The 22,001-nt window shown below is 49.4% G+C and carries 23 protein-coding genes; 22 read left to right on the plus strand and 1 reads right to left on the minus strand.

Annotated features, from left to right (window positions below; all coding sequences use genetic code 11):
- Window positions 1-14: 14 nt before the first annotated feature.
- The 6 genes from KJS57_RS26590 to KJS57_RS01995 all read left to right on the plus strand — a co-directional run bounded on the left by KJS57_RS26590 (window position 15) and on the right by KJS57_RS01995 (window position 6,193).
- Window positions 15-1,628, plus strand: coding sequence for a WXG100 family type VII secretion target (locus KJS57_RS26590; protein ID WP_213653571.1), 1,614 nt, complete (start codon window positions 15-17; stop codon window positions 1,626-1,628).
- A 29-nt stretch (window positions 1,629-1,657) separates the two neighbouring features.
- The gene (locus KJS57_RS01975; RefSeq protein WP_213653572.1) at window positions 1,658-2,191 is read left to right on the plus strand and encodes a hypothetical protein; all 534 of its coding nucleotides are present in this window, start codon (window positions 1,658-1,660) and stop codon (window positions 2,189-2,191) included.
- Between the two features lie 100 nt (window positions 2,192-2,291).
- Complete coding sequence (locus tag KJS57_RS01980; RefSeq protein WP_213653573.1) at window positions 2,292-2,648, plus strand: hypothetical protein; 357 nt, start codon at window positions 2,292-2,294, stop codon at window positions 2,646-2,648.
- Between the two features lie 167 nt (window positions 2,649-2,815).
- The gene (locus tag KJS57_RS01985) at window positions 2,816-3,313 is read left to right on the plus strand and encodes a hypothetical protein (protein WP_213653574.1); all 498 of its coding nucleotides are present in this window, start codon (window positions 2,816-2,818) and stop codon (window positions 3,311-3,313) included.
- Between the two features lie 99 nt (window positions 3,314-3,412).
- Window positions 3,413-5,707, plus strand: coding sequence for an ATP-dependent DNA helicase (locus tag KJS57_RS01990; RefSeq protein WP_213653575.1), 2,295 nt, complete (start codon window positions 3,413-3,415; stop codon window positions 5,705-5,707).
- A 93-nt stretch (window positions 5,708-5,800) separates the two neighbouring features.
- Window positions 5,801-6,193: a heme-copper oxidase family protein gene (locus KJS57_RS01995; protein WP_211023097.1), complete on the plus strand. Its 393-nt coding sequence runs from the start codon at window positions 5,801-5,803 to the stop codon at window positions 6,191-6,193.
- A gap of 58 nt (window positions 6,194-6,251) precedes the next feature.
- Here the strand turns inward: KJS57_RS01995 and KJS57_RS02000 are convergent, their stop codons facing one another.
- Window positions 6,252-6,971 (minus strand): 3-ketoacyl-ACP reductase, encoded by a 720-nt coding sequence (locus tag KJS57_RS02000; protein WP_213653576.1) that lies wholly within the window; start codon window positions 6,969-6,971, stop codon window positions 6,252-6,254.
- A 253-nt stretch (window positions 6,972-7,224) separates the two neighbouring features.
- On the opposite strand from KJS57_RS02000, the gene KJS57_RS02005 reads away from it, so the two are divergent.
- From KJS57_RS02005 to KJS57_RS02080, 16 genes are all read left to right on the plus strand, one after another.
- Window positions 7,225-7,650: a MarR family winged helix-turn-helix transcriptional regulator gene (locus KJS57_RS02005; protein ID WP_211023095.1), complete on the plus strand. Its 426-nt coding sequence runs from the start codon at window positions 7,225-7,227 to the stop codon at window positions 7,648-7,650.
- Between the two features lie 41 nt (window positions 7,651-7,691).
- Window positions 7,692-8,444, plus strand: a complete 753-nt coding sequence (locus KJS57_RS02010) for an SDR family NAD(P)-dependent oxidoreductase (protein WP_213653577.1) — start codon at window positions 7,692-7,694, stop codon at window positions 8,442-8,444.
- Window positions 8,445-8,844: 400 nt separating this feature from the next.
- Window positions 8,845-9,810: a helix-turn-helix transcriptional regulator gene (locus KJS57_RS02015; RefSeq protein ID WP_213653578.1), complete on the plus strand. Its 966-nt coding sequence runs from the start codon at window positions 8,845-8,847 to the stop codon at window positions 9,808-9,810.
- A gap of 53 nt (window positions 9,811-9,863) precedes the next feature.
- Entirely contained in the window at window positions 9,864-10,403 is a 540-nt protein-coding gene (locus KJS57_RS02020; protein ID WP_213653579.1) for a GyrI-like domain-containing protein, read from the plus strand.
- A 23-nt stretch (window positions 10,404-10,426) separates the two neighbouring features.
- A complete protein-coding gene (locus KJS57_RS02025; RefSeq protein WP_213653580.1) occupies window positions 10,427-11,194 on the plus strand; it encodes an N-acetyltransferase in 768 nt (255 codons plus the stop codon).
- 136 nt (window positions 11,195-11,330) lie between these two features.
- Window positions 11,331-11,774 carry a MarR family winged helix-turn-helix transcriptional regulator gene (locus KJS57_RS02030; protein WP_211023091.1) on the plus strand — a complete coding sequence of 148 codons (444 nt, stop codon included), beginning with the start codon at window positions 11,331-11,333 and terminating at the stop codon, window positions 11,772-11,774.
- Between the two features lie 167 nt (window positions 11,775-11,941).
- Window positions 11,942-12,343 carry a DoxX family protein gene (locus KJS57_RS02035; protein ID WP_211023090.1) on the plus strand — a complete coding sequence of 134 codons (402 nt, stop codon included), beginning with the start codon at window positions 11,942-11,944 and terminating at the stop codon, window positions 12,341-12,343.
- A gap of 22 nt (window positions 12,344-12,365) precedes the next feature.
- Entirely contained in the window at window positions 12,366-12,986 is a 621-nt protein-coding gene (locus KJS57_RS02040; protein WP_211023089.1) for a nitroreductase family protein, read from the plus strand.
- A 13-nt stretch (window positions 12,987-12,999) separates the two neighbouring features.
- A complete protein-coding gene (locus KJS57_RS02045) occupies window positions 13,000-13,950 on the plus strand; it encodes a ring-cleaving dioxygenase (RefSeq protein WP_213653581.1) in 951 nt (316 codons plus the stop codon).
- Entirely contained in the window at window positions 13,947-14,555 is a 609-nt protein-coding gene (locus KJS57_RS02050) for an alpha/beta hydrolase (protein WP_211023087.1), read from the plus strand. The genes KJS57_RS02045 and KJS57_RS02050 overlap by 4 nt, the downstream gene beginning before the upstream one ends.
- Before the next feature lie 30 nt (window positions 14,556-14,585).
- The gene (locus KJS57_RS02055; RefSeq protein WP_213653582.1) at window positions 14,586-15,197 is read left to right on the plus strand and encodes a flavin reductase family protein; all 612 of its coding nucleotides are present in this window, start codon (window positions 14,586-14,588) and stop codon (window positions 15,195-15,197) included.
- Window positions 15,198-15,313: 116 nt separating this feature from the next.
- Window positions 15,314-16,297, plus strand: a complete 984-nt coding sequence (locus KJS57_RS02060) for an aldo/keto reductase (RefSeq protein WP_211023085.1) — start codon at window positions 15,314-15,316, stop codon at window positions 16,295-16,297.
- A 28-nt stretch (window positions 16,298-16,325) separates the two neighbouring features.
- The gene (locus KJS57_RS02065) at window positions 16,326-16,802 is read left to right on the plus strand and encodes a small multi-drug export protein (protein WP_211023084.1); all 477 of its coding nucleotides are present in this window, start codon (window positions 16,326-16,328) and stop codon (window positions 16,800-16,802) included.
- Between the two features lie 259 nt (window positions 16,803-17,061).
- Window positions 17,062-18,609 (plus strand): helix-turn-helix domain-containing protein, encoded by a 1,548-nt coding sequence (locus KJS57_RS02070; protein WP_213653583.1) that lies wholly within the window; start codon window positions 17,062-17,064, stop codon window positions 18,607-18,609.
- A 15-nt stretch (window positions 18,610-18,624) separates the two neighbouring features.
- Window positions 18,625-20,442: a sensor histidine kinase gene (locus tag KJS57_RS02075; protein WP_213653584.1), complete on the plus strand. Its 1,818-nt coding sequence runs from the start codon at window positions 18,625-18,627 to the stop codon at window positions 20,440-20,442.
- A gap of 3 nt (window positions 20,443-20,445) precedes the next feature.
- Window positions 20,446-21,987 carry a response regulator transcription factor gene (locus KJS57_RS02080; protein WP_213653585.1) on the plus strand — a complete coding sequence of 514 codons (1,542 nt, stop codon included), beginning with the start codon at window positions 20,446-20,448 and terminating at the stop codon, window positions 21,985-21,987.
- The last annotated feature ends 14 nt before the right edge of the window (window positions 21,988-22,001 follow it).

Genomic DNA, 22,001 nt, shown 5'->3' on the forward strand with positions numbered 1-22,001 from the left:
AAAGGAGGGCCATGTTGAATCAGAAAGTAGATCCGGATCAAATCAAGGGGCTTGCAAACCATATGGAGCGTTTGCGCATGGGCATTGGGGAAAGCACAGCTAATGTATATCGGGATATCTCACAATTGATTAGAGACACCCGCTCTGCTTATTCCGAATCTTCTGTCCAAGCAGCGGTAAATGAGGTCGATCGGGTGCTTCAGGAGATTCGGAAGTTATCGCAATCCATTGATGACCGTCTAGGTAGTAAAGCAAAGACGCTTCGCCGGGTAGCGCAGGATTACGTCAGAGTAGAAAAGGAAGCAGAACAGAAGATCCAAAGTGCCATGAAAACGGTACAACTTCGTGCAGGTAATTCGGTGGAACTGAATAAGCGGGTACAGAAGGTAGTGAAGGTTAAGACGGTAGAAAGCCTTGACGATGTAAAACCCAATGATGCCAATTTGAAGATGCTTCTTCGTCAGTTTTTGGATGAATTCGGCTATGAGGTTATGCCTGGAGAAGTAAGCGTGGACATTACAATGGATGAGCATGTTCTTGATTTCTGGGAATTTGCTTTGGCTAAAGGATATGATCCCGTAACTTATGATTATTTGGAATATTGGGAACGATCCGAAGCGTATCGGCGATTGGAAGAAAAAATAAACGAGTTGAGATCGGCCCAGGAATCCTATAAAGAATCCATGCTGGACGGTTATGAGGTACTGGCATTTGGCAAAGGCTTCTATATAGGGCTGGACAATAGCATCAACAATATAGCAGATAAATTCGCAGAAATCGTTTCACATCCGGTTGCTAGTGGAGAGGCTCTACTTCAAGGAATTAAGCAGGTCTATATAAATCTGAATGAGGAAGCGGGTAAGTTCAGTAAGGATCCGCTAAGTTATATTCGGAAGGCGGCAGTGAATAAATGGGCCTCACTTAAGGATGTATATGTAGAACTGCAGGAACTCAAACCGAGCCAGAGGTGGGAACGCATCGGCGGCATGGTGGGGGAGAATATTATAGCCGCAGCAACAAGTGCAGTTGGAGGAGGTATTGTTGGGGCAGGACTTAAGAAGGTATTTATTATAATAGAATCGAAGATAGACATAAATATACCGATTAAGGATATCGACAAAATAACAGGAAATGAAACGAAGCCGCCTTCTGAACTCCAAAGTCCTGATGTGACTAAACCTCCAAAAGCAGTTGAGGCACCGCAGACTCCAGAGGTGAATAAGTCGATTGAGGGGACGGGTAATGTTACAACAGGTTTAGGAACTGTACAATCAAGGATAAATATTGCTAATGGGAGAACCAGATTTACTCCATTAAGAGATACAGGAGAACCAGTTTCAGCAGGATTTGATCATATTCTTGAAGGGCATTTTAACAGACCATTAGCTAATAGTAGGTCGATTTTCTCAATTGCGCCGGATAAGTTAAAGGAAATTCTACAGAGTTCAGACGTTGTCAAATCTACTGTTACAGACATTGGTGGGGGTCAGTTCACTAGAACAGTAAATGTTGGAGAGGTTGTTGGTAATTCAGCCTTAAAATATGGTGGTGGAGAAACCACTTGGATTAAAATTTTTACAGACAAAGCAGGTAATTTGATTACAACTTATCCTGTACCAGCACCATGAGGCTTGATATTTAGGAAAGGATGATAGAAATGCAAGACTTTGAAAAAACATTGGACGCTTTCATTTGGGAAGACTTTAAAAGTTTAATGAGCAACCCCTTATTATTTAACAGTTATGTCGATTATTTTTTAATTTTGGTTGATTGGATAAAAAAGAATAAGGCTGGGTTGGAATATTCAGTATATTGGAATAGACTTAGCCCAATTTTGGATGTTGATATATATGACTATATTTCAAAAGAACCGGAGATATTGCTTGATCTAGAATCAAAAAGGATGTTTAATTTAAAGCCAGATACAGTAGATTCCTTTGTAATGAGATTAGGTGACACACTTTGGGATTTGGTTAAACTTCGTTCAGGAAAAGATTGTCCAAGGTGTAAAGATGATGAGTTGAATTATGTTGTTGCTGAAGTTCTGAAGACAGCGGAGAAAAAATTAATTTTAGAGTGTGATACGTGCGGCCGCACTTTGAATAGTGACGGAACGGAATGGTCTGATGGAGTAGCTATCATTCATCCAGCAAATGAGTCTATTGTAAACAAATATTTAGGCGTGAATTAAGCAAGTCCTATACTAACCCTGATTGGCTTCATGCCTTTCAAGGTTTCTTTTTTGGGTGGGCCTACCCAGTGCTGAATAAAATTTTTGAAAGGAAGATACTATGGCTTCAATAGCTGAATTAGCAGAAGAGATTAAAACTGATAAGATAAAAAGCGAAGATTTAATAGTATGTTTAGAAGCTAAAAATTTAAGGGTTGTTGCTATGGCAATGTTCAAATTGATTGAAAGAAATTACTGTAATTTAAGAATTGTAGATAGGCTAGCTGGACTCGGGGAACTTTTAACAGACAGTAAATTTATTGGACCATGGCAATTCGGACATGTTGCAATAGCTACGCTTTCTCTTCTAGACAATGAGGATGCAAAGATTAAGTTTAACGAACTTTTTGAGAGACTAAGTGATAATGTTAAATTTTTAGTAGATAACTTTATTAAATCAGAATCATATAAAACATAGGGAGTATTTGCAGGATTGAAAAACTGGGGTTTACAATTTTTACAACAAGATCGTACAATACAACCAACAAACCAAACACTAACTGATTCTAACACTTGATAAACTTTCAAGCTCTCTCCAACTTGTTTTATGAGTAGGAATGAGCTTTTTTTGATGAGGTGAAGTATATGGACAACAAGGACTTAGCAAATGCGTTGGATAGATCGGAAAATTACGAGACCTATATTGCAAGTATGAATAATGCTGAACTTATTACAATCATAACAAACTTAGATAATTTAGATGAAGTAACTACTGCTTTAACAGAACTTTCTATAAGAGATAAGGAAGGGGCAGTACCTTATTGCCTTAAAATACTCAAAGAAGATTTGGGAGATGAATTTCTTCAAGCTGTTGCATTTAATATGCTCTATGAAGTTGACCATGAAAAAGCAAAAGAGATTATTACCGAAAAATTAACAAATGCATCTACAGCATTGATAGGAGCAATAATGGATAATTTATCAACCGATAGTTTACAACCATTCGGAGAGTCACTTTCAGCTGAGTTTCTCAATGCAATTTTAGAAAGATATTTTGACTTAAGTGATGCCGACAAGGAACGTATCCATGATAACTACGAATGGTTCCAAGAATCTTTTGAGAAGAAGCTAAGCATTATGTAGCTGCTTACGGTGGTGCTACCTCAATCCCCACATTACAATTCCTCCCTGCCTATGCTATACTTAGAACAAATGTTCTACTAAAGCACGGCAGGTGAAAAGATGACCAATCCGGTGATAAATATAGCGGTAAGACCCTTGGTGGAGTATGTGTTTAGCAGTGGCGATCTGTCCAGCGGGTTCCGCACTATGACCACGTTGGTCGAGGGGACGAAGGCCCATCAACAGGTGCAGCGGCAGTATGGGGAGACGGACCAGAAAGAAGTATATGTATCTGCGGAGATTCCTTACGGGGATCTCCTCTTTGTCGTGGATGGACGTTGCGACGGGCTGCTTGCGGAAGAAGACGGGCTGATGACGATTGATGAGATCAAGTCTACTTCAGGCGACCTGGCGCTCATCACGGAAGAGACGTATCCGGTGCATTGGGCGCAGGCCAGATGCTATGCGTATATGGTAGCCAGGGAGCGTTGCTTGCCGCGGATGAGGATTCAGCTGACGTACATGCAGCTTCCAACCGGTGAACTGAAACGATATCGCGAAGAGGCGGATTATGCCGAATTGGAGTCTTTCGTTCAAGAGGTGGTTCGGCAATACGCTCCTTACGCCGAAATGCTTCGCACACACCGGGAAGCCAGGGATCGCAGCATCTCACAACTCTCTTTTCCGTTCAAGACCTACCGCGCCGGACAACGGAAACTGGCGGGAGCCGTCTATAAAACGATTGAAGAGAAAGTCAGTCTGTTCGCCAAGGCGCCTACCGGAATCGGAAAAACGATCTCCACCACATTTCCCGCGATCAAAGCGATCGGGGAGGGGCATTTGCAGCATCTGTTTTACTTGACCGCCAAGACGATTACCCGGACCGCGGCGGAGGAGGCTTTCGCGCTTATGCAGGCGGGCGGGCTGCATCTGCATGCCGTTACGATTACGGCAAAGGACAAAGTTTGCTTCCAGGAAGAGGTTAGCTGCCGCAAAGAGGACTGCCCGTTCGCGGACGGATACTACGACCGGATCAATGGCGCCGTGCTGGATATTTTGACTCATGAGACGTTAATCGGGCGGCAGGTGATTGAGAAGTACGCCCGCAAGCATCGGGTTTGCCCGTTCGAATATTCGCTGGATCTCGCCTATGCGGCGGATGCGGTGATCTGCGATTATAACTATATTTTTGATCCTAAAGTGTCTTTAAAAAGAATGTTCGGCGAGCAAAAGAGCCGGACGGCCCTGCTGGTGGACGAGGCCCATAACCTCGTGGACCGGGCGCGCGAGATGTACTCGGCGGAGTTGAACAAAGCCGATTTTCTGGCCCTGCAACGGGTATACAAAGGGATGAATCCCGCTGTATACCGCGCTGCCAAGGCGGTCAACGGCTTTTTCATCGCCCTGCGAAAAGAAACGGAAGGACCGCACCGCATCGACCGGAACAAGCCGGAGGAATTGCTCAAACTGGCTGAAGAATTCATTTTCCATGCAGAGCAGGAGCTGGCCTCGCCCGGACCGGGGGCCGGGGCGGCCACTGAGGATGCGGCGTTGCTGCTGCAAACCTATTTTGCCGCACAGAGCTTTGTCCGAACCGGTAAACTGTATGACGAACGTTATGTTACTTATGCGGAGATTACTGCCAAGGACCTGAGAATTAAAATGTTCTGCCTCGATCCCTCGCACCTATTGCGGGAGATGGGAAAAGGATTCCGCTCCCGGATTCTCTTCTCCGCCACCTTGTCGCCGTTGTCCTATTACCGGGACATGCTGGGCGCAACGCCGGAGGATTATACGGTCTCGATTCCGTCGCCGTTTGCTCGCGAACAGCTAGAAGTGACCATACATCCGCTCTCGACCCGGTACCGGGACCGGGAGCAGACCAAAGAGGCGCTTGCGGAGTTGCTGAGACAGCTGGCCCTCGGGCGTTCCGGCAACTATCTGTATTTTTTCCCTTCCTACGCCTATATGAATCTTATCTATGAACTAGTGACCGCCGGGCCCATGGAGAACGTTCGCTTCCTGGTGCAGCAAGGGGCGATGTCCGAACAGGAACGGGAGGATTTTCTTGCCGCATTTGATGCGGATAATAAGGAAACGCTGGTGGGTTTTGCGGTGATGGGCGGCATATTTTCCGAAGGGATCGACCTGGTCGGCGACCGGTTGACCGGGGTAGCTGTGGTTGGTGTCGGGCTGCCGCAAATCGGCCTGGAGCGGGACATCATCCGGGATTATTTTAATGAACAGGGCAAGGACGGGTTCGATTATGCTTATGTTTTTCCGGGAATGAACAAAGTGCTTCAAGCCGGAGGCCGGCTTATTCGCTCGGAGAATGATCATGGAGTGCTGTTACTAATAGACGACCGTTACCTTCATCCGCACTACAATAGGTTGCTGCCCGAAGAATGGCGATAGAAGGCTATACTCTAGCATGTTTTCATGTATACGTGAATAGAATGTGGGGAATCAAGCGTTTGAACTTTTTGTGAAAAGAGGAGGCAGGCGCACATGACGATCACGGGAGTCACGTATATTAAAGTTTCGGTTGTTTACTTTGTAATCGGGGTGCTGCTAGGGATGTACATGTCCATAGCCCATGATTACACGTTGACCGGGGTACACGCTCATCTTAATCTGCTGGGCTGGGCTTCGTTTGCGCTAGCAGGCGTTATTTATTGGTTATTTCCAAGAGCGGCGGCAAGTGTACTAGGCAAGATCCAGTTCTGGGCCCATTCGATCGGTTTACCGATTATGATGATCGGCCTTGCTTTTGTACTGGAAGGCAAGACATCGTTCGAGTCGATCATCCCGATCGGAGCGACACTGGTGGTGGTGAGCGTAATTTTGTTCGCCATCAATGTATTTATGAATGTCGGACCTCGGGCCGGCATCCGTAAATAAAGGGAAAGCACTTTTAAAAATGCCCGCCGTCCATGGCTTTGGACGGCGGGCGTTATTTTTATTGCGGATTGGTGGTCCAAATGCCCGCGGTTTTGACGAACACCCGCTTCGGCAGTTTGAGGGTAGCCAATGCCAGTTCAGCCACATCTTCCGGCTGCATCATCCGGTCCTCATCCCCGATCTTGAGGCCGGTGTTTACGGCCAGTTCCGTATTCACCGTGCTTGGCGTAAGAGCCACGACACGGATGTTGGATTTGCGGACTTCCTGCATCAGCGATTCGGTCATCCCGAGCAGCGCAAATTTGGAAGCGCAATAAGCCGAGCCGGTTGCAAATCCGCGTTCTCCGGCCGTTGAGGCGACATTGATGATATCTCCGCTTTGTTGTTCAAGCATATGCGGCAGGGCGGCGCGGGTTACATGATAGGTCCCCATTAGGTTGACCCGGATAATCCGTTCCCAGTCAGCCGGGTCCATGTCCACCAAGGTGCCGAACTTGGCAATCCCCGCATTGTTGATCAGAATGTCTACAGAACCGAGTTCTTCAATCAGCTTCGAAACAGCGGAAGTCGCTTCGCTTTGTTCGGAGATATCGGCGGAGGCGATATGTACTTTAATCCCGTACTCGCTGCCAAGCTGTTGCTGCAGAGACTCCAAATCCGCGGTTGTCCGTGCGATCAGGCCGAGATGTACGCCTTCCTTGGCGAGCGCAATGGCCAGCGCCTTGCCGATTCCCTTGCCTGCCCCCGTAATAATGGCTTTCTTATTTTGAAGTTCCATTCTTTTACCTCCTGGATAATTGATTTCGATTCATTGCTGCTCCTCCATTATAATGGATTACCCGACTGAAATCCTATTCAAGGAACAATGCCGGACGAGGACCAAGGCAGTTTCTGACAGATTCTTGACTCTTATGTATATCAGAAGTATCATTAAAGCATAATAGTTAAGAGGTATTAACTATTAAAAGCTAATAATTATTATTTAAAGATAGAGGTGATCGAGGCTGGAAAAGGGCGATTTACTTTCGTTCATGTTATCGCAGCAGATGACCAAGTTTGTCGTTTCGTACGGTAAACTGCTCGATCCCGATGTTACTGCTCAGCAGTATCTGATTCTGCAGATTTTAAGCGGTACCGGGCAGCGCAATAGCTCGGAATTGGCGGAAGAACTGGACGTAACTTTGCCCGCCATAACGAATCTGACGAATAAATTAGTGCGCAAAGGGTACCTTGAACGGAGGACATCCGATGCGGACAGGCGGAGCGTAAATCTGCATTTAACGGATCAGGGCCGGGAAGTCGAAAGGCGGCTTGTGGCCAGATATAAAGAGCTTACTCAGCAAATGTGGTCCAACTTTACGGAGCAGGAGCTGGATTTGTTATTGGCATCCTACCAGAAGATGATCGATAGCTTTCAACACATCCAAAGCCAGGATCCGGATTCGGATTCAAAATGAAAACCAAAAGATTCGAAATAACTCATCAGGAGGAACTGAACATGGGAAGATTAGATAATAAAGTAGCTATCATTACGGGTGCCGCCGGCGGCATGGGATTGGCCGATGCGCTTCTTTTTGTCAAAGAAGGCGCCAAGGTAGTTATTACGGATATCCAGGAAGAAAAGATTCTGGCGGCAGCGGAAGAAATTAATCAAAATGGCGGCGAAGCTCTCGGCGTGGCTCACAACGTTACATCTGAAGAAGACTGGAAGCGCGTCGTGGATGAAACGATCGCGAAGTTTGGCAAGATCGACATTCTGGTCAACAATGCAGGTATCTCCAGTCCTACCCCAATGATGGATACTACCGTCGAGCTCTGGAACAAAGTTATGGATATTAATATCAAGAGCGTGTTCCTGGGTCAAAAATATGTAATTCCGCATATGATCGAAGGCGGCGGCGGTTCGATCGTCAACATTTCCTCGATCGCAGGCTTGACCGGAGGCAACGGGGCAGGCCCGTACACCGCAAGTAAAGGAGCTGTCCGCATGCTGACGAAGGCGACGGCCGTAGACTTTGCGAAACACAACATCCGCGCCAACTCGGTGCATCCGGGGATTATCCAAACCCCGATGACAGAAGGCTTGATGAAGGACGAGAAAATGAAAGCCTGGTTCAATTCCGTAACTCCGCTTCCGCGTCTTGGTTTGGCGGAAGACATCGCGGCCGGCGTGTTGTTCCTGGCGTCGGACGAGTCCTCGTACATTACCGGAATCGAACTTCCGATCGATGGCGGTTACACAGCCAAGTAAACGAATTACGATATATATTCTTATGGGAAAAGAACCCGGCATAGGTGCCGGGTTCTTTTTTGTTAAATACAGGATGTGTAAGGTTAGAAAATGTAAGTTTAAATTGAGGCTGGTGCTGGCGCGCGGTATTAAATATAAATAACTGTAAAACCTCCAGCTATTTTCTCGGATTATATGGAATATTGTTCAACAGGGCCAAATTAGATGCATCTTTTCCAGCTAAATTAGTCTCCTACCCTATTTAGAAACAAATTAGCTGGAGGAAATACAGTTAAATGTTAATCTCAAATAGGATTTTAGCCATCAAGGGACGAAATTAATGGGTGTAAGCTCATGCCATGATTCGTGACATGATTTCATGACATGATTGAGTAACCGAGTAGAGAAGGTGCATACTGAGGTGAAAACGGAACGCTTGTTAGCCATGACGGTCCTGCTGCTGAACCGGGGGCGGATGAGCGCCAGAGAGCTCGCCGAACGGTTCGAGGTGTCCGTCAAGACAATTTATAGAGATATGGAAACCCTAAGCCTGGCGGGAATTCCCGTAACGGCCCTGCAAGGGACGGCCGGCGGTTTTGAGATCATGGATCGATATACGCTGGACCGGCACTTGGTCTCGCAAGGGGAGATCGCCTCGCTGCTTACGGCCCTCAGAGGGGCAAGCCAAGCATTAGAGGATCGGACTTATGCGGACCTGCTTGAGAAATTCAAAGCTCTGCTGCAGCCTTCCGGGAAGACCGCCTGGGAGTCCGGCGGTTCCGAACTGGTTTTTGACTTTCAACCCTGGGGTCAAGGGCCGGCGATAAAGCAAAACGTTGCCATGTTAAGACAGGCGATTGTGGACAAGCGATTGGTCCGCTTAATTTACATACATCAGGACGGAACTGAACATATCCGCGTCGTTGAGCCGGCATCCTTAATTATGAAAGGCTCGGTATGGTACCTGCAGGCTTATTGCCGGATGCGCGGTGATTTTCGAGTGTTCCGCCTTTCGCGGGTCATGGAATTTTCCTTGTTGCAGGAGTGCTTTAATCCTCGCGAGGCTCCCATATTGGACGGTTTTAGCTGGGATCCGGCCTGGTCCCGCAAAGATGAGTGCGAGGTGAGTCTGATCTTTCGGCTCGAAGCCCGCTACCGCATAGGGGACGTGTTTCTCCCGGAACAGATTCGGGTGCAGGAGGACGGGAATATCTTCGTCCAAGGGGTGTTTTCCCGGGATGAGTGGTTTTACTCCATGCTGCTCAGTTTTGGCGATCTGGTCAGGGTGTTGACCCCCGGTTCGCTGGTACAGGAAATGAAATTGCGGGCGGAGCGGATTGTCCGGCTGTATGAGAGCGATCCTCCGATTTCTAACTGGACATACTGATGTCCACATTCCCGAATTACAATGGACGTAGGAATGAAGGGAGACTATATAAGATGCCAAAAACCTATGTTCAACAAAAAGATATCAGACTGACCGGGATCAGCGTACGGACGACGAATGCGGAGGAAGCAGGGCCGAATGGACGCCTTCCGGAGTTGTGGGACCGTTATTTTCGGGAGAGGGAGATCATCCCGGCGGCTGCCGGAGAGAACGGAACGGGCAATAATACGCTCTATGCGCTTTATATCGATTATGAGAGCGACGCCTCGGGAGCATACACGGTGATCATCGGTCATGAGCAAGGGACAGAGAAAGCTGGGGATCAAGAGCTGCACGAGTCCGGAATTGAATACACCGATCTCACTAAGAGCGGCTTGCTGCAAGCCGTTATACCGGCCTCCGAATTTATCGTATTCGAGACCCGCAGGGGTCCGGTGCAAACCGTAGTGGCGGAAGCTTGGGGACGAATATGGGCTTATTTTGAGGATGCGCAGGAAAAGCGGGCTTTTACCGGAGATTATGAGCTTTACGACTTGAGGGACTTCGATCCCGGGAATGCGGTCGTTTCGATATATATTGCAGTACAATCCTAAGCTTGGATAAGGGAGGACTAAGCATGGAATTCATGACCATGACGCCGGAGCTGCTGGAGACGGAGCATATTTGCTGTGCCTTGGGCGCCAAAGCTTATGAAGAAGCGGTAAGCGGCAAAAAAAGCTGGCTGAAGGACCGGATGGCTGAAGGTCTCGTCTTCTACAGGTTAAATGAGCGTGCCAAAGTGTTCATCGAATATCTTCCGGCTGAAGCGGCATGGGTTCCTGTGGATGCCCCCAATTTTATGATGATTAATTGTTTGTGGGTTAGTGGAAAATATAAAGGTCAGGGCTATGGACGCCGTCTTTTGGAGCATTGCATTGAAGATGCCCGGAACAGGGGGATGGACGGGATTGTGCATGTGCTTGCCGGCAAAAAAATGCCTTATTTGAGCGAACGCAAGTTTTTCCTGCACCATGGCTTTCGGATCGTTGACGAGGCAGGCCCTTACTATGAATTGGCCGTGCTGCAATGGAACGATTCCGCTCCGCAGCCGCTTTTTCGCCAGGAGGCCAGGTCGCTTGCCGTGGATCAACCCGGGATCGTCGTTTACTATACGCAACAGTGCCCGTTTGCCTTCGGCGTATTGCAAGAATGGAGAGCTGCGGCTGCGGAACGAGGCATTCCCTTTTGTGCGCATCTCTTGAACTCCAGGGAGGAAGCGCAGCGGGCACCGGTACCGTGGACGACCTTCGCCTTCTTCTATAATGGAAAGTATGTCAGCCATGAAATGATGAGCCGGGGAAAGTTCGAACGGATGCTTGATGGGATGCCAGGCGGGAATCAATAATTAGCCGCTTAGGCATCTTTTTTTAAATAGCGCTTGACAATAGATCGAAAATAAATTATCTTAATATCAAGATAAATGACATCGAGATAAAACAAATTGAGATAAACGCTGAGCATACGCTAAGGAGGAATGCAGCATGACTTATAATCAGGAGGATGCCCTGAATCTTCATATCGCCTTATCGCGGGCCAGCCAATGGGTGAATGCCCATACGGACCGGGATATCCGGCAGCACGGTTTAACCCGTACGGAATTCGGCGTTTTGGAACTGCTCTACCATAAAGGCTCTCAGCCGATTCAGCAAATCGGCGGTAAAGTACTTATGAGCAGCGGCAACATTACTTATGTCGTCGACAAGCTGGAGAAGAAAGGCTATGTTCGCAGAAGAGCTTGTGAGGAAGATCGCCGCCAGACCTTTGCCGAAATCACGGAGGAAGGCTCGAGATTCATTGAAGAGGTATTTCCCAAGCATGCGGAAGTGATCGCTAAGGCAACTGAGGGACTGAATGCAGAAGAGAAGAAGATCGCTTCAGACCTGCTGAAAAAGCTGGGGAAGTATGCCCAGGAGGGCTTCAAATAGCGGCCGGCGGGTTAGCGGGTGAGTCGATTAGAAAAAAAACACGAACCCCGAGTCGATACAGAGCCGGGATTGGCCCGGAGGAAGGAAGGCTTGGGGACTCTTTTTAGATCATATATCTTAATATCAAGATTCTTTATTTAAAATTATAATCAAAGGAGAAATGAATGATGAGTATAGCATTGGGCTTGTTGATTTTACGGTTGGTGGTCGGGTTATCCTTTATGGCGCATGGGGCGCAAAAGCTGTTCGGTTGGTTTGGCGGCTACGGTCCGAAGGGGACCGGAGGATGGATGGAATCGCTGGGATTGAAGCCCGGGGTACTGATGGCTGTAATGGCAGGAGCTGGAGAATTTATCGGCGGGCTGCTGTTCGCGGCGGGATTGCTTACTCCTCTCGGCGCTGCGTTGATTGTGATTACGATGATCATGGCGATCGTTACGGTGCACGGCAAGAACGGATACTGGTCCACGGCGAACGGGTATGAATACAACTTGCTCATTATCGCGGTTGCCCTTGGCGTAGCTTTGATCGGTGCCGGCGATTACTCGCTGGACGCTCTGTTGTTCTAATTCGGAAAGAGGAGACTGTGAAATGAGCGAATTTATTGATTTAGTAAAAAAACGCCGGTCGGCCAACAAATTTTTGAAAGACGTGGAAATCCCGGAGCAGGATCTGGATACGATCTTCAATCTGGTCAAGTACGCGCCTTCGGCATTCAATTTGCAGCATACCCGTTATGTCGTGGTCAAGGACCCGGAGCTTAAGGAAAAAGTATACGAAGTCGCCAATAAACAATATAAGGTGCGTACCGCATCCGCCGTGATCGCCGTTCTGGGAGATCCTAAGGCTTACAAGGACGTAGCTGCGTTAAATGAAGGGCTGTTGAATTTAGGAGTCATCAATAAACAAGAATATGATATGACGGTTGAATCGACGCTCGCATTCTACGAGGAGCGGGGAGAGACGTTCCAACGGGAGGATGCGATTCGCAACGCCAGCCTGTCCGCAATGCAGATGATGCTGATTGCCAAGGAGCTGGGTTGGGATACTTGTCCGATGATCGGATTTGATCCGGATGCTTTGAGAGAAGCACTGGAGATTCCGAGTGATTACGTGCCGGTCATGCTTGTCGCCATTGGCAAAGAAGACACATCCAGTCAGCGTCCGCGCGGCTACCGGAAGCCGGTCGCCGAATTCGTTAAATACCTATAAGGAAGAAAACAATATGTCACAACGCACAGCAGGAATTCATCACGTTACCGCTTTTGTACAAAATGCTCAGGAAACCGTCGATTTCTATTCAGGGGTGCTTGGTTTGCGCCTCGTTAAAAAAACTATAAACTTTGATGCTCCGGAGGTATATCATCTGTATTTTGGCGATGAGAAGGGAAGCCCGGGCACCATCATTACATTCTTCCCGGCGCCGGGATCACGGCGTGGCCGGATCGGGGGAGGTCAGGTCGGGGTTACCACCTATGCCGTGCCAGAGGGTACTCTTGATTTCTGGCATCAACGATTGCTGAAATTTCATGTGTCCGTCGAAACGAGAGAACGTTTCTCCGAGAAAACCTTGCTTTTCCGGGACAACTCCGGATTGCTGCTGGAGCTTGTTGAACGGACGGAAGGCCCAGCAAGCACTTGGGCGTTCGGCGGCGTCCCTGTCGATAAAGCAATTAAAGGGTTTGGGGGAGCTGTCCTTTACAGTGTGTCGCCCGATAAAACGGCCCATCTTCTGGAGCAAGTACTTGGGATGGAAAAAATAGGACAAGAAGGGTCCTATGCACGATTCAAATCGGAGGGGAATTTAGGTAATATTATCGATATCAACATCCAGCCCATGGAATACGGTGCCGGTGGTGCCGGAACCGTCCATCATATCGCCTGGAGAGCCAAGGATGACGGGGATCACGTCGCTTGGAGAAATAAATTGGCGGGCCTCGGGTATCATGTCACGCCGATTGTCGACCGCCAGTATTTCAATGCCGTATACTTCCGTGAGGAAGGAGGCATCCTGTTTGAAATTGCCACCGATCCGCCGGGATTTGCCCGGGATGAACCTGCAGATAAGCTTGGCGAGAAGCTGATGCTGCCGGATTGGTACGAGGAACAGCGGGCGCTGATCGAAGCGAACTTGGAACCGATCGAGGTTCGTATATTGAAGGAGGATAAGGAATGAAGCATATTTATCAGCAAGGAACCAATGCGGAAGCGCCGGTGCTGGTGCTTCTGCATGGTACCGGCGGAACGGAAAGGGACCTGCTTCCGTTGGCCGGGATGATCTCGCCGCAATCCTCGGTGCTCAGCATCCGGGGGAATGTGCTGGAGAACGGCATGCCGCGCTTCTTCAAACGGCTGGCGGAGGGTGTATTCGATGAGGAGGATCTCGTGCTCCGCACGAAGGAGCTCTATGATTTCCTGGATGAGGCGGCCGAAACTTACGGTTTTAACCGCCGCAACCTGGTGGCCGTCGGCTACTCCAATGGCGCAAATATCGCCGGAAGCCTGCTGTTCCATTACAGCGATGCGTTGCGCGGGGCGATTCTGCACCATCCGATGGTGCCGCGTCGGGGCATTCAACTGCCGGATCTCTCGGGAGTGCCCGTGTTTATGGGAGCTGGACGCAATGACCCGATCTGTCCGCCGCAGGAATCGGAAGATCTTGAACAGTTGTTGAGCGAAGCGGGAGCTGTCGTCAACCTCCATTGGGAGTCCACCGGCCACCAGTTGACCGGATCGGAAATCGACGCCGCATCGGCCTGGTACCAACGGACTTTTTCGTAACGTAACCGTACCGTAAGGAGTGAATCCACCATGCTATCCATCGATCCGAATCTGCAAAGCGAGCGGGACAATTACAAACTGTTGACGGGCAGCATCATCCCTAGACCCGTTGCGTTTGTAACTACGCTGTCCGGAACCGGCGTGTTAAATGCGGCGCCATTCAGCTATTTCAACATCGTGACGGCCGATCCGCCGATGATTTCGGTATCGGTCCAGCGCAAACAGGGTCTCCCCAAGGACACGGCCCGGAATGCGATGGAGCTGGGCGCCTTCGTCGTCCACATTTCGGATGAGTCCAACATCGAGCAGATCAATGAGACGGCGGCCGCGCTCCCTCCGGACGAGAGCGAGATCGCCCTGGCGGGATTGACGCCGGTTCCGAGCGAGAGCATTCCTGTTCCGGGTGTCGCCGAGGCGAAGGTCCGGATGGAATGCGTGCTGGAACGGGCGATTCAGCTCGGCGGCACGGCGGAGCAACCGGCGGCCGATCTGCTGATCGGGCGGGTGGTCCGCTTCCATATCGCCGAATCCGTGTATGAGGGCGGGCGGATTACTGCCGCGGAGCTGAAGGCGGTAAGCCGGCTCGCGGGCAACGATTACGCCGGCGTTGGGCCAGTCTTCTCCATTCGCCGGCCGGAATAAGATTGTAAGTCAAGCAGCGTTTTCCTGTAGCCGTGGTTGCAGGAAAACGTTTTTTTTATTAATCTCATAGAGAACGAGTTTTAAATTATGAAGAGTTAAATCAGGAGGGAAGACAGATGAAGTATCGGACATTGGGAAATACAGGGCTGAAGATCAGCGAGGTCAGTTTCGGGACGTGGGGAATTGGCGGGGACTGGGGAGGCTCGGATGATGCCGAGGCGCTGCGGGGCCTTGATTATGCCATTGGGCAGGGCGTCAATTTCTTCGATACCGCGGACGTTTACGGCGGAGGTCATGCGGAGGAGCTGCTGGCGAAGGCGACCAAGGGCAAGGAAGACGAAGTACATATCGCCACCAAGTTCTGCCGGGCAGGAGACATTCATGACCCCCGCACCTACTCCGAAGCTTCGATCCGTGAGTATTGCGAGCGCAGTTTAAAGCGCTTGCAACGGGAGCGCATCGATTTGTACCAAATTCATTGTCCTCCTTTTGAAATATTGAAGGATGGCCGGGTGTTTGAGGAATTGGATAAGCTTCAGGCCGAAGGCAAAATACGCCATTACGGCGTGAGCGTCGAGACGGTGGAGGAAGGGTTATTCTGTCTTGATGTTCCCGGCGTGAAGGCGCTGCAGGTGATCTTTAACCTGTTCCGGCAAAAGCCGGCCGAGCAGCTGCTTCCTAAGGCCGAGCAGTCGGGGGTCGGCATTCTTGTCCGATTGCCGCTGGCCAGCGGGCTGCTGACCGGCAAGTTTACGAAGGAGACGACGTTCAATTCGAACGATCACCGGAACTTTAACGCCAACGGCGAGGCATTCAATGTGGGCGAGACGTTCGCGGGGCTGCCGTTTGCCAAGGGCGTGGAGCTGGCATCTGGGTTGTCCTGGATCGCCGAAGGCCGGGGCGACATGGCCCGCGCTTCGATGCGCTGGATTCTGGATCATCCGGAAGTCAGCTGCGTGATCCCGGGCTTCAAGAACGTTCGCCAGGTCGAAGACAATCTGGGTACGCTGGAGGTACCGTCTTTTACTCCTGAAGAACTGGAACGCTTACGTGATTATTATCTCAGCCAGGTGGCAGAGCATATTCGCGGAGCATATTAAGATATACAAGAGGGAGTGAGAGAAACGAATGCTGGAATGGGCTGAACAGACGGACGGAATCTGGCAATACGTCGCGCTATTCTTGTTGGCGGCGGCGCCTTGGCTGGATGTATTTATCGTCGTTCCGGCCGGTATTGTATGGGGGTTATCGCCTGTCGCCGTCGCGGTCGTCGGTTTTGCGGGCAACTTTATCATGATCGTACTGCTGGGACTACTATTTCATACTTACCGGAATTGGCGGGATAAGCGAAGGTTGAAGAAGGGAATTGTTGAGGAGAGCAAAAGGGAAACGAGAGCGAAGAACCTGTGGGAGCGCTTTGGTCTTCCGGGGTTGGCGCTGCTGGCGCCGGTGCTCGTAGGCACGGATCTTGCGGCTTTGATGGCGTTGACCTTCGGCTCCTCACGCACCCGGGTGATCGGCTGGATGGGTGTCAGCCTGGCGGTTTGGACGGTCATCATGACGCTGGGGTCCGTGTATGGATTCAGTTATATTAACTGGATCTGACCGCATGACCCGATGAGCGCAAACCATAGGGCTTACCGAAAAGTAAATAAAGACAATCAAATGGCGGTGCTATGGAGATGTAGATAATCTATGCACCGCCATTTTGTATATTCTTGGTGCCTGAAGAACAAAAAGGGCCTTCCCTCCAGTCTGGTTCACTGCATGTTTTAGTTTTCACTACCATACAAGTATGGTAGCATTAACTTGTGAGTACGCTTTCATGGGAATTGAAAAGTTCAACTGAAGGGGCGGATGAAAAATGATGAATGTGCTTTTGGTAGATGATGAGCCCTGGGTGCTGGAGGGACTCCGCACCATGGTGAATTGGGAGACTCACGGGTTTCAGGTATGCGGGGAAGCTCTGAACGGGCCCGATGCGCTCAAGATGATCCAGGAACTGCGGCCTGAGCTTGTCGTTACCGACATCAATATGCCTGTTCTGAGCGGGTTGGAGCTTGTGGAACAATCCAACAAGACGCTGACACGGCCACCCAAATTTGTCATATTAAGCGGGTATGACAATTTCAACTACGCCCTTACAGCAATGAGACACAAGGTTACGGAGTATTTGCTTAAGCCGATCGACGAGGATGAGATCGGAACTATATTGGAGCGGGTAGGGAGAACGATCCGGGAGGAGCTTGCCACGGAACAGAACCAGAGCCGCGTGCAGTTCCTGTTCACGAATAATCTCCTGAACCGGTTCATCCAAGGGGAATATAACGAGAATTTGGAACGGCAGGCGGTACGCTCGCTGGATTTGGAGCCTGGAGCCAAGCTAACCTGCGTACTGATTGAAGCCGTCCCTGGTACGGATGATTTAAGACATCGGGTACGGGAATATTTCTCGAAAGAGAGGGACCGGTCGTTTCTGGACAGCGCGGGAAGAGTCGGGGTGATCCTCCCGGTGGATGTTTACTCTTCGGCGCGCCTGGAGGAAATTGGCCTGCGGATGCACAGGGAGCTTTCCGCCGACTTGAATCGGCCCGTCATTATAACGTTTAGCGATTCACGGGACGGAATCCCGTCCATTCGGGAATTGTATTTGCAGGCGCTGGAGGTCGTTAAATGTAAGCGCAGTCATGGTAAAGAGGGCGTTTTTTACTATAAATACTGCAAACAACCGGCAGGAGCGGACGATATCTTCAAAGAGAAAATAAAGCAGCTGATCGAAAAGGTGCTTGCTGACGATAAGGACAAGATTAGCTGCCTGGTTGATGAATTACAGGCCCTTTTTGTTTCCGGGCTGCACAGCATCGAAATCGCCAAGTCCCATATTGCCGATCTGGAGCTGACGCTGTGCAATCGGGTTGCGGCCAAGAACGGGGAACCCGATGCTTTAATGAAAAGCATGTGGGAACAGTACGGCAGCTTGACCGGAATAGACAACTATCCCGGCCTAAAGAAGTACGTGCAAGCTCTATGTCTGGAGGCGGCCTCGCTCCTTTCACGGCTGGACCTGCAAAATGAAAACAACACGATTTTTCATGTCATCCAATACGTGGAACGGGAATACAAGAACAAGCTGCAGCTTCAGGACCTGGCTAAACATTTTCATATGAACGCCACTTATCTGGGGCAATTGTTCAAGAAAGAAACCGGCAAGCCGTTCAACGAATATCTGAATGAGAAACGGATTGAGGAAGCGAAAAGTCTGCTCAAGCGAACGCAGATCAAAATATCCGAGGTGGCGCTGCAGGTGGGCTATCCGAATACGGATTATTTTATTAGCAAATTTAAGAGCAGCACCGGGATGCTGCCTTCGGCATATAAACACGAGGCTGAAAAGAAACAGGCAGATCAATAGCAGGATGGTGCGGAAATGTTGAAGAGGCGATTCAAGTTCAGAAAAATTGTAAACGATATTCCCTTGAATTATAAATTTATTCTGATTTACCTGATCGGCGTACTGCTGCCCATCATCATTATTCATCTCGTTGTAATGAACCGTATGTCGGACCTCATTAAGGCTCGGGAGCAGCAGAACCTTGAAATCTCGCTGGAACGGGCCAGAAAGGACATCCATGATTTCATGGACGGCGGAGTGGCCGTCAGCCATGCCCTGAATACGGATAAGACGCTCTATGAAATGATGGACCGGACTTATAAATCCGAGGTGGATTTCTACGAGACGTTCGATGAACAGCTTCGCAACCGGGTAAGCAGCTATATTCCGGTAAACAATCAGCTCCAACGGATCGGCATCTACACGAACAATCCCACGATCGTGTCGGGGGGCAATTACCATGTGATTGATGATGAGGTTCGAAACAGCGATTGGTACCGGTTATGGAATGAATCCAGCGACCCGGTTCTGGTGGCCGCCTACCGGGCAACCGAAGTGAGTAACCGGACCTCAACGGTCCCTTATTTAAGCGTGATCGAGGAATTGGATTACTTCGACGTTTACGATAGATATTTCAAATTGCTTCGTATCGATATCGACCTCAGTAAAATTTATGACGTAATTGTCCGGGAGCAGAAGTACTTGGATCTGTACTTGGTCAACGAACATAACGAAATCATTATGTCGGCAGAAAGCGGCTATCAGCGGGAAGTTACCGATAACTATCCGTTATTTCAGTTAACCGGCGATCAGAAGGATAAAGACGTTCGTACGGTGTCTATCGGTACGGCCCGGTACGTAAAGGGCTGGAAGCTGGTCGGCGTCCCACAAGGCAAGAGAGTGGCGAAGGCCATGTTCGAAATGCAAGTATCGATCGGCGTGCTTGCCGCGGTAATTACATTGTTTACGTCCGTTTTTATTTATATCATGCTTAGATCTTATAATTACCGGGTGAAGAGGCTGTCCCGGCACATGCAGAAGGTCACGAACGAGAAGTTCGACCTGATTCGGATCGATGAAGGCCGCGACGAGATCGGCGGATTGATTCAGAATTTCAATATGATGACCGCGCGGATCAACTCCCTGATCAACAATGTTTATAAATTGGAGATTCAGAAGAAAAGCCTGGAGATGGAGCGGGTACGGGCGGAGTTGAATTTCCTGCAAAGCCAGATGAATCCGCACTTTCTGTTCAACACGCTGAATGCAATTCTCGTCGTCTGTACGAAATACGAGTATTCCGAAGTTACGGATATTATCAAGAGCCTGTCCAAGCTGCTCCGGAGACTGCTTAGCTGGAAGGAAGATCTGGTGACCCTGGAGGAAGAGATCCTGTTCACCGAAATGTATCTCAAGATCGAGAAGTTCAGATTCAGGGATAAATTTGAATACAGGTTTGATATATCAGAGGATGTGCTGCATTACAAGATTCCGAAGATGAGCATTCAACCGCTTGTTGAAAATTCCTGCAAGCACGGCATTCAGGCCGTGGACGAGGCGGGAATCATCACGATCAGCGCGGAGCTCGCCGACGGTCGGCTTCGAATTGCCGTTTCCGATAACGGAAAGGGGATCGAGCCGGTCAAGCTAAGAGAAATGATTCTTGCCGTTCGCAGCGAGAATGTCTCCGGCAACAGCATCGGAATTCGGAATGTATACCGCAGACTGGAGCTTTATTATGACGATCTGGTCCGTTTTGACATTGTGAGCCAGCCGAATAAAGGAACGGAGGTCTCCTTTGAAATTCCCATCAAACAACTAAACCAACAAGAAGGACTGGACAAGGGGGAATAAAGCATGCGCTTTAAAGTGATCTTGATCGATGATGAGCCCGCTGCGTTGGAAGGCATGCAGTTATGGATCGATTGGGAGAAGCTCGGGTTTGAAATATGCGGCACCTGCAGCAACGGGGCCGAAGGTTTAAGAAGCATTGAGGAGCTGAAGCCGGACCTCGTGGTCACCGATGTGAATATGCCGCTGATGGACGGACTGGAAATGATCGGCGCTTGGCAGAAGAACGGTGATCGGAAGGTCAACTTTGTCATAGTGAGCGGATACAGCGAATTTGACTATGCGCGGAGAGCAATGAGCTTCGGCATCCTGCATTATTTACTGAAACCGATCGACCAGGATGAAGCCGAGAAGGAGCTGCAGACCGTTTATCAGGAAATTCTGCACGAATACGAACGCCAACAGATCAGCCAAGTTGCCTCTTATGAAGAAACTGTCGGCCTGTTAAAGAAATTGGTAACCAAAGAGCCGCCTACCCAGAGCGAGCTGACGGTTCTGGAACGTTTGTCCGGCATCCGGGAGACCTGGAATCTTTGCCTGGTGAAATGCGATCCGCCGGTCTACTCGCAGCTACGGGAAACGGCGGCTTCGTTGTTGTCCGATCGGGAAGGTATTTATCTGATTGATCTTGAGATGCATTGCTTCGGTATTGTTTTCGGGTATGATCCTGCAAGGGGACAGAGGGACGAATCGTGGGAAATTTTAAGGGAGCTGTCACAGATCTACTCCTCTTATCACGTCTTTATGTCTGTTGGGGCCGGCGAATCATCGCTGTTCCATCTGGAAAATTGCTATAGGACGGCTAGAGAAGCAATCGTTCATAACTTTTACGATCCTGCATACGCCGCCATCAAGGAGTATGAGGCGGTCAGGAGCTGCCGATTTCAGTACGACTACGACCAGATCCGGCTGATCGACGGCATAGCGGGCGCGATGAATCTGCTGGATGTCTCCGGTTTTGAGGAGGCGGTGGAATCGGCGGCGCGAAGTTTCCGGGAGATGGAGATTGTACCGGAGATCGTCAAGAAAATCGTGATTCATTTGATGTACAAAATCATGGAGTATTTACGGGAATCGGACGGGGAACAGGTCGAGTCCCTGTTAGCGAAATATAATCTTCTGCTTTCGGGGCTGTCGGACGCCGTGCTTCTCCTGGATGACTTAATGGGCCATCTGCTTAATTGCGGCAGGGATACAATCCAAATGATGCACCGCGAACAGTCGCTCAAGTCGCAAGGCATTATTCAGGAGATCAATGAATACATCCGCGGACATTACCGGGAAGCTCTGACCATCAAAAGGCTGTCGGAGGTTTTCTATTTGCATCCGGTATACCTGGGGCAGCTTCTGCAGCGGAAGAACGGCATTAGCTTTAACGAGTTCGTCCACAACCTTCGGATCGAAGAAGCCGTCACACACCTTAAGCAAAATCGGCAAAAAAACAGTGAAATCGCAGAGAAAGTAGGTTACGCCAACTACGGCCAATTTTTAAAACAGTTCGAAAAAAGGATGGGTATGTCCCCAAATGAATTCAAAAACAGGAACTAATATTTTTAGGGGTA

This window comes from Paenibacillus vini (assembly GCF_018403325.1).
GTDB classification, from domain to species: Bacteria; Bacillota; Bacilli; order Paenibacillales; family Paenibacillaceae; genus Fontibacillus; species Fontibacillus vini.